Here is a 12114-nt window from a genome sequence, read left to right as displayed (position 1 = left end):
GTCACCCGGTGGTTTCCGGCCGGCCCCTGGCGGTCGCCGCACGGGCCGGGCCGCGCCACGGTGCAGCGACTTTCCGGCACACCACGACCATGACCCGACGCCATGACATCGATGCCCTGCGGGTACTCGCCTTCGCCCTTCTGATCCTCTACCACGCCGCCATGGCCTACGTGGACGACTGGGGCTTCCACCTCAAGAGCGTGCACACCGCCGAATGGCTGCAGTGGCCGATGGTGTTCGTCAATCGCTGGCGGATGTCGCTGCTGTTCCTGATCTCAGGCATCGCCATCGCGCTGATGCGGCCGGAAGGCAGGCTGCTGCGCTTCGCCGGCCTGCGCACGTGGCGGCTGCTGCTGCCGCTGCTGTTCGGCATGTTCGTGATCGTGCCGATCCAGCCGTACTGCGAAGGGGTGGCCAACGGCCACGTGGCACCGGGCTTCGGCCATTTCCTGCTGCGCTACTGGCAGCTGCGGCCATGGCCGGAGGGCAGCTTCGCCGGCTGGCAGTACGGCATCACCTGGAACCACCTGTGGTACCTGGCCTATCTCTGGACCTACACGCTGGCACTGGCCCTGCTGCTGCCGGTGCTGGGAGCGGCAATGGTGCGCCGCGCGATGGCTCGCGTTGCCGCATCGACAGCTCTGCTGATCGGCGTTCCTTTCGCGCTGCTGCTGGCCTGGGTGATCTGGCTGGAGCCGATCCATCCCTCCACCAATGCCCTGCTCGGCGACTGGTACCAGCATGCGAAGTACGCCACGGTTTTCCTCGCCGGCTACCTGCTCGGGCGCGAGCCCGTGTTCTGGGAACGGCTGGTGGCCCTGCGCCGCATCACGCTGTGGCTGGCCCTGGCTGCGGTCGGCTGGTACATGGGCCTGCGCATCCTCGGCCAGGTGCTGCCGGCCGATTCCGCGCTGCGGCAATGGCCCGAACCGTTCTGGGACCTGCAGGTCCGGACCAGCCAGTCGCTGTACGTCTGGACCGCGCTGCTGGCCATCCTGGGTTGGGGCAGGGTCTTCCTCGACCGCCCGTTCCGCTGGCTGCCGTACTGCACCGAAGCGATCTATCCCTGGTACATGCTGCACCAGAGCCTGATCATCGCCCTGCTGTTCTGGCTCAAGCCGCTGCAGCTGGGGCCGTGGGCCGAACCGGCCCTGCTGCTGGGCGGGACTGTCGGCGGCTGCCTGCTGATCCACGAGCTGCTGATCCGGCGCGTGCGCTGGCTGCGCCCCCTGTTCGGGCTGAGGGCCGATCCGCAACGGCGCGGTGAGCGTCACGCTGATCCTGCCATGCGCCGGGCATGGGCGCGGCTCTAGGGGATCACGGCGGCGGCCGCCGGGCATGGCCCGGCGCTACCGGACCTCGAATTCGCCGACCAGCACCGTCTCGGCGCGGTCCTTCAGCCGCATCGTGACCATCTGGTCTTTCTGCCTGGCCGTGCCCCAGTGGGTGGTCAGCCGCAGCATCAGCGTCGTCGCACCGGTAACCAGCTGTTGGCGGCTGCCGAAGTAGTTCGCCTCCACCTTGTACTTGCCCGGCTTGGCGTTGCGCAGCGAAAACTGCTCGGGGCCATAGCCGCCGGTGAAGTCCTGCGACATCTGCCCGCCCTGGTAGGTCAGGCGGTTGCCGTAGTAGGCGCGCTCGCCATTCGGGTCGGTCACCCACAGGTCCATGTCGCTGTTGTCGGCATCCCAGGCCAGCACCACGCGCAGGTCCAGCGGCATCGCCTGCAGCAGGCGCGGGTCGATGCCGGTGGTATCCAGGCGCGACGTGCTGCCGGCAACCAGGTTGGTCAGCTCATCCAGCGCGATCAGGGCAATGCCATCGAAGCGGCTGTCCCACGGCCGCACCACCACCTGATACAGCGGCGCCAGCGCCTGCTGCGGCTTGCCGGCCGCTGCCAGTGCCAGGCCCAGATCGCGGAAGCTCTGCGGTTCCTCCTGGCCCATCGCCAGCACCTGCTCGAACACCGGCACCGCCAGTGCCGGGGCGTCGGCCTGCATCAGCCGGTAGCCGAGCACGCGCAGCAGGTGGCGGTTGTCCAGGTCCATCTCGGCCAGGTTCGACAGCACCCGCAGCGCCAGTTCACGCTGGCCCTGCTCCAACAGCAGGTCGGCCACGTCGAGGAAGAAGGCGCTGCTGTCGGCGTGGGCATCGCGTTCGGCCAGGTAGCGGTCATACAGGTGCGACGCCGGGCCTTGGCGCAGGCGCCGGGCGACGGCCGAATCCGGCTGCCACGCCGCCAGCTGGATGCCGAGCTGGCCTGTGTTGGCGGCCGCTGCCGGGGACGCGGTCGCTTCGATGGAGAGCGCATCCAGCGCCGCCTCCTGCGCCGCCGGCGCCTGCCGCGGTGGCGATCGCCGCGCGCGCGCCGCGCTGGCGTCGGCCCGCTGCTCGGCAGCCATTGCCATCGGTGCCGGCGGCGGTGCCGGTGCGGCGAGCATCGCCATCGGTGCTGCGGCATCGCCTTCCGCGCTGGCGACCTGCAGTGCCTTTGCCTTCACCGGCATGCCCTTGGGCCAGCTGCGGCTCCACCACTGCTGGCGTTGTTGCCACTGCGACACGACCTGGTCCAGCCGTCGGCGGTCGGCCGCATCGCGGTCCGCCACGTCCCGCGCGAAGCGTGCGTCGTACTCGGCGCGCAGCGCGCCGGCCGGCCGGATCGCGTAGCGCAGGTAGTCGTCCAGGGATTCCAGCACGATCAACGAGGTATCCGGGCCGACCAGCCCGAACTGCTGCGACAGCCGTTGCATCGCCTCGCGGTTGCCGCGACGGTCGGCGCCGAGCTGCTGCAGACGCGCCTGCGCCCACAAGCCGGCCAACAGTTCACCATCGTCGCTGTTCTGCGTGGCGGGCAGCGCCTGCCATTCGCCGCCGCCGACGCGCACCCGCATCGGCACCCCGTCCGCCGCCAGGCGAGCGTGCAGCCACAGCCAGCCTTCGGCCTCGCTGCGACGATCGATCACCAGCTCCTGCACACCACGGCCCGCATCGACCTGCACGTCCAGCGGCGACGACAGCAGCTCACGCGCAGCGGCGTCGATGTCGCGGCCGAGCGCCACGAAGCGCCCGCCATGCGCTTCGCTCCAGCCGCGCAGGCGCACCGCATCGGTCCGCGCACCGGCACTGCTGATCGCGAACAGGCGTTGCTCCGGCGACAGTGCCGGCAGCTGTTCCGGCCCATAGGTCAGCAGGCCATCACTGACCAGCAGGTATTCCTTCACGCCTGCGTGCGGCTGCCAGTGCGCCAGCGCGCTGGCACCGTCCGGGCGCACGGCCTGCAGCGCTGCGCGCAGCTCGCTCCAGTTGCCTGCGCGGATGCGGAATCGACGCACCGGTTCGGCGCGATCGCGCAGCACGGTCAATGCCACCGTGCCGTTACCCATCGCGGCGAAATAGCGATCCAACAGCGCGAACTCGCGTGCCCGGTCGCGCTGACCGGAGGACCCGGAGCCATCCCACAGCAGGCCGATGTCGCTGGGAAGCGTGCGCGGCGTGCGGCTGACTGCCACCGGCAGCTGCGCCAACAGGTAGTGCCCATCCTGCCAGGGTGCCACCTGGACCTGCGCCTGACGTGCTGCGGGCAGGCTCCACTGCAGCTGCTTCGGCAGCTGCGCACCCTTGCCCTGCCACTGCAGCTGGCCCGCGCTGATGCGGAATGGCGCACTGCCCGCTGTGGTCGCGCCCGGTGCCCGCAGCTTCAGCTCAACCGAAGCCGCCCCCGCGGCAAACTGCAGCGGCAGTGTCCACTGCCAGCCTTGGCCGGCGTAGGCCAACGGCTCGCGGATCAGCAGCTGTACGCGGCGGCTGCCAGCGGCCGGGAGCGGGTAGATGCGCAGGCGGAACTGGTTGCCGGCGGTCTGCTCGAGCAGGCCCGGGTCGACGCCGCGGCGGGCGATCTCCTCGAACACCTGGCGGCCGCGGTCCTTCGGCACCGGCACCGCTTCGCGCAGCTCTCCATCGATGTCCAGGGCGAATCCGCTGATCTGCTGGCCATCGGCCAGCGGGAACTGCAGCTCACCCTCCAGCACGCGCCGGTTCGGGTTGTGGAACTCCAGGGTGATGCGGGTCTGGGCGATGCCGGCCTGCACCTCGCCTTCGATGCGGGCACGCTGCAGCTGGACCGGCTGTTCGGCGGCGGGCGCGATCAGCAGCGGCGTGCTGGCCTGCGGCCGGGAGATCGGCGGCACCTGCGCGCCAGCGGACCAGGCCACAACGGCCAGCAGCAACACAGTGCAGCAACGGGCGAAGACCATGACCGGACTCCAGTGGGATCGTGGACCGTTGAACGCACAGACAACCGGAACGGGGTTACAGCTCCCCCACTGCAGCACTCCGCCGGGCATGGCCCGGCGCTGCCGCAGTGTCCGGGCTCCTCTCCTAGGCGGGGAGGCAGTGCTCGACGATCAGCTGGATCGCGGTGCCGCCACGGTAGTCATCGCAGGCCAGGCGATAGGCCAGGTGCACGTGCCGGCCCGGCGCATTGCCGTGCCAGCCGCCGAAATGGATCGCGTTGATCGTGCCGGGTACGCCGGGCAGGCGCAGTTCCAGCTTCAGGTGGCGCTCCTTCAGCACGCGCCAGTTGGCCACTTCGAAGTGGCCGTCGAACAGTGGTTCGGGGAAGCCCTGGCCCCACGGCCCGGCCAGGCGCAGGGCATCGGCGTGGCGATGATCCAGCTCGTCGGCGGCCAGTTCGCCGTCGCTGAGGACCTGCTGCTGCAGTGCCGCCGGGTCGAGCAATTCCAGCACCACGGCAACGAAGGCGGCCTTGAAGTCATCAATGTGATCAAGGCGCAGGCTCAGGCCCGCGGCCATGGCGTGGCCACCGAAGCGTTCGATCAGTCCCGGGTGGCGCGCATCGACCAGCGCCAGTGCGTCACGGATGTGCAGGCCGGGAATCGAACGCGCCGAGCCACGCAGCGTGTCGGCGCCGGGTTCGGCCGGGGCGAAGGCGATCACCGGGCGATGCAGGCGATCCTTCATCTTCGACGCGACCAGGCCGACCACCCCCGGGTGCCAGTCGGCGTCGAACAGGCAGGCGGCCACCGGTCGCTGGCCGGCCATGTCCAGCACCACGCGGGTCAACGCCTGCTCGGCGTCGTCGGTCATCGACTGCTGCACGGCGCGGCGTTCCGAATTGATCTGCTCCAGGGTCTGGGCGATGTCGCGGGCCTGGCGCGGGTCTTCGGTCAGCAACAGGGCGATGCCCAGCGCCATGTCCTCCAGCCGACCCGCAGCGTTCAGGCGCGGCCCGAGTGCGAAGCCGATGTCGGTGGCGGTCAGCCGTGCAGCATCACGTCCGCTGGCTTCGATCAGCGCCTTCAATCCCACGCAGCCCTGCCCTGCACGCAGCCGGCGCAGGCCCGCGCTGACCAGCGCACGGTTGTTCGCATCCAGCGCCACCAGATCGGCCACGGTGCCCACCGCCACCAGGTCCAGCAGGGTGGTCAGGTCCGGGCCCTTGCCATCGGCGAACACGCCCGCCTCGCGCATGCGCCGGCGCAGCGCCATCAGCACATAGAAGATGACCCCGACCCCGGCCAGCGATTTGCTGGGGAAATCGTCACCTTCCAGGTTGGGATCGACGATGACATCGGCCGGCGGCAACTGCGGGCCGGGCAGGTGGTGGTCGGTGACCAGCACCTGCCAGCCACGCGCCTTGGCGGCGTTGACGCCAGCGTGGCAGGCGATGCCGTGGTCGACGGTCACCAGCAGGTCGGGCTGCAGCGCGGCCAGTTCCTCCACCAGCGACGGCGACAGGCCGTAGCCGTGCACCATGCGGTTGGGCACGGCGTGGAAGACGTGCTGCGCGCCGAGCATGCGCAGGCCGCGCACGCCGACCGCGCAGGCGGTGGCGCCATCGCAGTCGAAATCGCCGACGACCAGGATGCGCTTGTCATTGGCGATGGCTTCGATCAACAGGTCGACGGCCGCGTCGATGCCAGTCAACAGATCCGGTGCGTGCAGGTTGCCCAGACGCGGCAATGCCAGTTCCGGCGTGCCCGCGCCGCGGCTGGCATACAGGCGGGCCAGCAGCGGCAGCGTGCCATCCGGCCACGGCCCGGGCTGCACCGGCTCGCGGCGGCGGATCATCGGGCTGTTGGACACGGGCGACGCAGCATCGGCGGCAAGGGACATCGGCATCGCCGGGTTGCGGAAGACGCGGCCATGATAGCGCGACCCCATCGGGGCATTTGGAATTCACCGCCACATCTACCATGCTTGCCAGCCCCGAAATGGATGTCTCCGCATGCGCCGCACCTTGATCCTGGCCCTCGCCCTGGCCCCGGCCGCCCATGCCGCCACGCCCGAACCGAAGGCCGGCGTGGCGTTCCAGCACAACGACTGGACCCTGGCCTGCGACAACACCCGCACCTGCCGCGCCGCCGGTTACAGCCCGGAAAGCCTGGGCAACCTGCTCAGCCTGATGCTGGAACGCGCAGGTGGCCCGGGCACGAAGGTGCTCGTGCGGCTGCGCAATGGCGAGGACGGTGAAAGCCCGATGCCGACCGGAGCACTGCGCCTGCGCTTGAATGGCAAGGATCTGGGCCCGGTGCGCGACACCGGCGACGGGGACAAAGAGTTGTTGCAGCAGGCGCAGACCAACGCCCTGCTCGCCGCCCTGCCCCGCCGGGCACGGATCCAGATCGTTGATGGCAAGGGCACGGCCTGGCCGATCTCCGACAGCGGCGCCACGGCGGTACTGCTGAAGATGGACGAGGCGCAGGGCCGGCTGGGCACGCCCGGCGCGCTGGTGCGGCGCGGCGACAAGGCCGAGGCGAGCGTGCCGGCGGCGCTGCCGGTGCCGGTGATCGTGCGCGGCAGACTGGCGGCACCGCGCGCTGCTGATGAGGCCTTGGCCAAGGTGCTGGCGCTGCGCAAGGCGATGATCGCCAGCCTGCCGAACGCCGACGAGTGCACGCGCCTGAGCGAGGGCGAGCAGGATGAGATCGAGATCCAGCGGCTGGATGCCGGGCACGTGCTGGCCAGCACCCGCTGCTTCATGGGTGCCTACAATTTCAGCAGCGGCTACTGGGTGGTGCAGGACAAGGCGCCGTACCAAGCGCAGTTCGTGACCTCCGACGCGGAGGACTTCGACCGCGATGACGCCACGCTGCGTGGGCGCTTCCGTGGGCGCGGCATCGGCGACTGCTTTTCCGGCCACGACTGGGCCTGGGATGGCACGCGTTTCGTGAAGAGCAGCGAATTCACCACGGGTCAGTGCCGCGGCGTGGCGGGCGGCCATTGGCAGCTGCCGACGGTGGTCAGCACGGTGAAATGAAATGAGCCGAGCATGGCTCGGCTCTACAGCAGATCCACGCCATGCGTGGATGGCTCCAGTAGATCCACGCCATGCGTGGATCGGACCCCGCTCAGTCGTGAAGCTGGCGCGGCTTCTTCCAGAACTGCCAGCGCTGGCCGCGGTCCAGCTGGAACTGCAGGCCGTCCTCGAAATCCAGCACCAGCCGCTGCAGCTCGCCACGCTTCAGCGCGGCCAGCAGCGGCCGGATCGCATCGTTGCCGAGCTGCTGCAGCGAACGCAGCTGGCGCAGATCAACCAGTGCGTCCACCGCCTGCTCGCCATCCACGGCAACACCGGCGGCCTGCGCCAGTCCCTGCAGCAGCGCGTCGCGGCTGCGCACCTGCGCGTGCGGCGTACTGACCGAGACCGGCATCACGCCGCCACCCCAGAACCACAGCGAATTGATCGGCTGCTGGCCCTGTGCGGCACGCTGCTGGTTCCAGGAATGGTTGTGCAGCAGCACCTGCGCTTCGGTCATCAGCGCCCGCCAGCGGCGACCGCCCTCGCCTTCCGGCAGGTGCGCGAACAGGTCATCGCCCAGCACCTCGTCCGGACTGTCGAAGTCCGGCAGGGCCAGGTCGATCGGAAGCCGCAGATACCAGCGCGCAGGATCCGGTGCGTCGAGCACGAACCCGGCATCGGCAAACAACGGCTGCAACGCCGGCAGCAGCGCCAGCGTATCGGCCAGCGTGGGCCGCAGGGTTTCGCCGTACCCCATCATCCGCGCACCGTGCATGTCCGGCACCATGCAGGCCGGATCGGCGCGCAGCCAGCAGGCGCCGGCAGCGTCGCCGGCATCGCGCTGGCGGGTCAGTGCGGCCACCGGCCACTGCGCCGCGGCCACGGTGAAGTGGCGCTGCAGCTGCGCGCGTTCGCCCGCTGCGACCTGCACCGCCGCAGCGCGGCCCAGGGCCCGTGCCACGTCATCAGGCAGCGCAGCCGCCGCGAAGCGGCTGCGTGCCGGCAACAGCAGGGTCGCCGTGGCCACCCAGTCAGTCCAGGTAGCTGACGCTGACGATCTCGTACTCGCGCTGGCCGGCCGGGGCGTCGATCACGATCGAATCGCCTTCCAGCTTGCCGATCATCGCGCGCGCCACCGGCGAGGAAATCGCGATCAGGCCCTGCTTGATGTCCGCTTCCAGGTCACCCACGATCTGGTACTTCTTCTCTTCGTCGGTTTCCACGTCGGCCAGGGTCACGCTGGCGCCGAACACCACCTTCGAGCCGGCATTGAGCTTGCTCACGTCGATGATCTCGGCGTGCGACAGCTCACCTTCCAGCTGCTTGATGCGGCCTTCGATGAAGCCCTGTTCCTCGCGCGCGGCGTGGTACTCGGCGTTCTCCTTCAGGTCGCCATGCTCACGTGCTTCGGCGATCGCGGCGATCACCTTCGGGCGCTTGACCGACTTCAGGTGGTCCAGTTCGTCGCGCAGCTTCTGCGCGCCCTTCATCGTGATGGGGGCTCTCATGCATTCAACTCCTTGTGCAGTTCCTGCAGCGACCAGACGGGGCCGGTGCCACGGAATTCCAGTGAATCCACCAGCGCCTTGGCGCCGGCAATGGTGGTCGAGTAGGTGACGCGATGCTGCAGCGCTTCGCGACGGATCGAGAACGAGTCGTTGATCGCCGAACGACCTTCGGTCGTGTTGACGATGTAGACGATCTCGCCGTTCTTGATCGAATCGACGATGTGCGGGCGGCCTTCGACCACCTTGTTGATGATCTCGCAGTCCATGCCGTGCTGCTGCAGCCACGCCGCGGTGCCACGGGTGGCGACCAGGCTGTAGCCACGCGCGAGCAGCGCCTTGGCCACCGGCAGCACGCGCTTCTTGTCCGGATCACGCACCGAAACGAAGGCCTTGCCGACCGGCGGCGCCTTGATGCCACCGGCCTCCTGCGCACGCGCGAAGGCGGCGTTGAAGGTGCGGCCCACGCCCATCACTTCACCGGTGGAGCGCATCTCCGGCCCGAGGATCGGATCGACGCCCTGGAACTTGGCGAACGGGAAGATCGCTTCCTTCACCGAGTAGTAGTCCGGCACGATTTCCTTGGTCGCGCCCTGCTCGGCCAGGGTCTTGCCGGCCATGCAGCGGGCGGCGATCTTGGCCAGCGCCATGCCGGTGGCCTTGGACACGAACGGCACCGTGCGCGAGGCGCGCGGGTTCACTTCCAGCAGGTAGATGGTGTCATCGCCCTCTTCGCTGGTCTGGATGGCGAACTGGGTGTTCATCAGGCCGACCACGTTCAAGGCTTTGGCCAGCTCCACCACCTGACGGCGCAGTTCGGCCTGGGTCCTGGCCGACAGCGAGTACGGCGGCAGCGAGCAGGACGAGTCACCCGAGTGCACGCCGGCTTCTTCGATGTGCTCCATCACGCCACCGATCAGGACGTTGCCATCCTTGTCGGCGATGATGTCCACGTCGCACTCGACGGCGTTGTCGAGGAAGCGGTCCAGCAGCACCGGCGAATCGTTGGACACCTTCACCGCATCGCGCACGTAGCGCGCCAGGTCCGATTCGCCATAAACGATTTCCATCGCACGGCCGCCCAGCACGTAGCTCGGGCGCACCACCAGCGGGTAGCCGATCTCGCGGGCCAGCAGCAGGGCTTCCTGGTCGTTGCGGGCGATGCGGTTCGGCGGCTGCTTCAGGCCGAGCTTGTCGACCAGCTGCTGGAAGCGCTCGCGGTCCTCGGCCAGGTCGATCGAGTCCGGGCTGGTGCCGATCACCGGCACGCCGTTAGCTTCCAGCGCGCGCGCCAGCTTCAGCGGGGTCTGGCCGCCGTACTGCACGATCACGCCCTTGGGCTGTTCCAGTTCGACGATTTCCAGCACGTCTTCCAGGGTCAGCGGCTCGAAGTACAGGCGGTCGGAGGTGTCGTAGTCGGTCGACACGGTTTCCGGGTTGCAGTTGACCATGATGGTTTCATAGCCATCCTCGCGCAGCGCCAGTGCCGCGTGCACGCAGCAGTAGTCGAACTCGATGCCCTGGCCGATGCGGTTCGGGCCACCGCCGAGGATCATGATCTTGTCGCGGTTGCTCGGTGCGGCCTCGCACTCGTCCTCGTAGGTCGAGTACAGGTACGCGGTGCCGGTGGAGAATTCACCGGCGCAGGAGTCCACGCGCTTGTAGACCGGGCGCACCTTGTGCGCACGACGCAGCGCGCGGATGGCCGCTTCGTTGGTGCCGGTCAGCTGCGCCAGGCGGGCATCGGAGAAGCCAGCGCGCTTCAGCCTGCGCAGGCGTGCAGCGTCCAGCGCATCGATGCCACCGGCAGCGACGTCCGCTTCGGCCGCGATGATTTCCTCGATCTGGTCCAGGAACCAGTGATCGATGAACGACAGCGCGTAGATCTCTTCCACGCTCATGCCGGCGCGGAACGCATCGGCGACGAAGAACAGGCGCTCCGGGCCCGGCGCCTTCAGCTCGCGACGCAGGGTCTGCAGGTCTTCTTCGTTGGCCAGGTCCAGGCCGGTCGGGTCGAAACCGACCTTGCCGGTTTCCAGGCCGCGCAGGGCCTTCTGCACCGATTCCTGGAAGGTGCGGCCCATCGCCATCACCTCGCCCACCGACTTCATCTGCGTGGTCAGGCGCGCATCGGCGGCCGGGAACTTCTCGAAGGCGAAGCGCGGGATCTTGGTGACCACGTAATCGATGGACGGCTCGAAGGAGGCCGGGGTCAGGCCGCCGGTGATCTCGTTCTTCAGTTCGTCCAGGGTGTAGCCCACGGCCAGCTTGGCCGCGACCTTGGCGATCGGGAAGCCGGTGGCCTTGGAGGCCAGCGCGGAGGAACGCGACACGCGCGGGTTCATCTCGATGACGACCACGCGGCCGGTCTTCGGATTGATGCCGAACTGCACGTTCGAGCCACCGGTGTCCACGCCGATCTTGCGCAGCACGGCGATGGAGGCATCGCGCAGGCGCTGGTATTCCTTGTCGGTCAGGGTCTGCGCCGGCGCCACGGTGATCGAGTCACCGGTGTGCACGCCCATCGGGTCCAGGTTTTCGATCGAGCAGACGATGATGCAGTTGTCCGCGGTATCGCGGACCACTTCCATCTCGAATTCCTTCCAGCCCAGCACCGACTCTTCCACCAGCACTTCGGTGGTCGGCGACAGTTCCAGGCCGCGGCTGACGATCTCGACCAGCTCTTCGCGGTTGTAGGCGATGCCACCACCGCTGCCGCCCAGGGTGAAGCTGGGGCGGATGATGGTCGGGTAGCCGACGCGGGTCTGGATCTCCAGCGCTTCGTCCAGGGTGTGGGCCACGGCGGCGGTCGGGCATTCCAGGCCGATCTCACCCATGGCCACGCGGAACAGCTCGCGGTCTTCGGCCATGCGGATCGCTTCGCGCTTGGCGCCGATCAGCTCGACGTTGTACTTCTCCAGCACGCCGTTGTCGGCCAGGTCGAGCGCGCAGTTCAGCGCGGTCTGGCCACCCATGGTCGGCAGCAGTGCATCGGGCTTTTCCTTGGCGATGATCTTCTCGACCGTCTGCCAGTTGATCGGCTCGATGTAGACGGCGTCGGCCATCTCCGGGTCGGTCATGATCGTGGCCGGGTTGCTGTTGACCAGCACCACGCGGTAACCCTCGTCACGCAGGGCCTTGCAGGCCTGGGCGCCGGAGTAGTCGAACTCGCAGGCCTGGCCGATGACGATCGGGCCGGCACCGATGATGAGGATGGTCTTGAGGTCAGTGCGCTTGGGCATTTTCTTCTCTAGGTCAGTACAGCGTGACAAGGGGGAGTGATCGCACGCTGTCGATCAGGAATCTTGATCCGCAGCGCCGCGCCAGGGGCAGCAGCGATGCGGGGTT

The 12114-nt window shown here is 68.6% G+C and carries 7 protein-coding genes; 2 read left to right on the top strand and 5 right to left on the bottom strand.

Going from position 1 to position 12114, the window contains the following annotated elements; all coding sequences use genetic code 11:
• The first annotated feature begins 89 nt into the window (after positions 1 to 89).
• Positions 90 to 1313 carry an acyltransferase family protein gene (locus Q5Z10_RS10500; RefSeq protein WP_303639020.1) on the top strand — a complete coding sequence of 408 codons (1224 nt, stop codon included), beginning with the start codon at positions 90 to 92 and terminating at the stop codon, positions 1311 to 1313.
• A gap of 36 nt (positions 1314 to 1349) precedes the next feature.
• Here Q5Z10_RS10500 and Q5Z10_RS10495 read toward each other — a convergent pair whose 3' ends face one another.
• Both Q5Z10_RS10495 and recJ read right to left on the bottom strand, forming a co-directional pair.
• Positions 1350 to 4253, bottom strand: a complete 2904-nt coding sequence (locus Q5Z10_RS10495) for a DUF2135 domain-containing protein (RefSeq protein WP_303639019.1) — start codon at positions 4251 to 4253, stop codon at positions 1350 to 1352.
• A gap of 124 nt (positions 4254 to 4377) precedes the next feature.
• Positions 4378 to 6135 carry a single-stranded-DNA-specific exonuclease RecJ gene (gene recJ, locus Q5Z10_RS10490; RefSeq protein WP_303639168.1) on the bottom strand — a complete coding sequence of 586 codons (1758 nt, stop codon included), beginning with the start codon at positions 6133 to 6135 and terminating at the stop codon, positions 4378 to 4380.
• Positions 6136 to 6247: 112 nt separating this feature from the next.
• Here recJ and Q5Z10_RS10485 point away from each other — a divergent pair, with 112 nt between their 5' ends.
• On the top strand, positions 6248 to 7279 hold the full coding sequence (locus Q5Z10_RS10485; RefSeq protein WP_303639018.1) for a DUF1176 domain-containing protein: 1032 nt from the start codon (positions 6248 to 6250) through the stop codon (positions 7277 to 7279).
• 91 nt (positions 7280 to 7370) lie between these two features.
• Here the strand turns inward: Q5Z10_RS10485 and Q5Z10_RS10480 are convergent, their stop codons facing one another.
• The 3 genes from Q5Z10_RS10480 to carB are packed head-to-tail and all read right to left on the bottom strand — an operon-like array spanning position 7371 to position 12008.
• Positions 7371 to 8288, bottom strand: a complete 918-nt coding sequence (locus Q5Z10_RS10480; protein ID WP_303639017.1) for a phosphoglycerate mutase — start codon at positions 8286 to 8288, stop codon at positions 7371 to 7373.
• A gap of 4 nt (positions 8289 to 8292) precedes the next feature.
• The gene (greA, locus tag Q5Z10_RS10475; RefSeq protein WP_303639167.1) at positions 8293 to 8757 is read right to left on the bottom strand and encodes a transcription elongation factor GreA; all 465 of its coding nucleotides are present in this window, start codon (positions 8755 to 8757) and stop codon (positions 8293 to 8295) included.
• An 8-nt stretch (positions 8758 to 8765) separates the two neighbouring features.
• The gene (carB, locus tag Q5Z10_RS10470) at positions 8766 to 12008 is read right to left on the bottom strand and encodes a carbamoyl-phosphate synthase large subunit (RefSeq protein ID WP_303639016.1); all 3243 of its coding nucleotides are present in this window, start codon (positions 12006 to 12008) and stop codon (positions 8766 to 8768) included.
• Positions 12009 to 12114: the final 106 nt, after the last annotated feature.

It is taken from the genome of Stenotrophomonas sp. 704A1 (assembly GCF_030549525.1).
Classification (GTDB): Bacteria; Pseudomonadota; Gammaproteobacteria; order Xanthomonadales; family Xanthomonadaceae; genus Stenotrophomonas; species Stenotrophomonas tuberculopleuritidis.
Note: the sequence above shows the minus strand (reverse complement) of the source record. Positions and strands in the feature narration are given on the sequence as shown.

Bases quoted from the DNA above. Each gene is read 5' to 3' on its own strand.
- Q5Z10_RS10495 (WP_303639019.1), bottom strand. From the start codon at position 4,253: ATGGTCTTCGCCCGTTGCTGCACTGTGTTGCTGCTGGCCGTTGTGGCC.
- Q5Z10_RS10485 (WP_303639018.1), top strand. From the start codon at position 6,248: ATGCGCCGCACCTTGATCCTGGCCCTCGCCCTGGCCCCGGCCGCCCAT.
- Q5Z10_RS10500 (WP_303639020.1), top strand. From the start codon at position 90: ATGACCCGACGCCATGACATCGATGCCCTGCGGGTACTCGCCTTCGCC.
- carB (WP_303639016.1), bottom strand. From the start codon at position 12,008: ATGCCCAAGCGCACTGACCTCAAGACCATCCTCATCATCGGTGCCGGC.
- recJ (WP_303639168.1), bottom strand. From the start codon at position 6,135: ATGTCCCTTGCCGCCGATGCTGCGTCGCCCGTGTCCAACAGCCCGATG.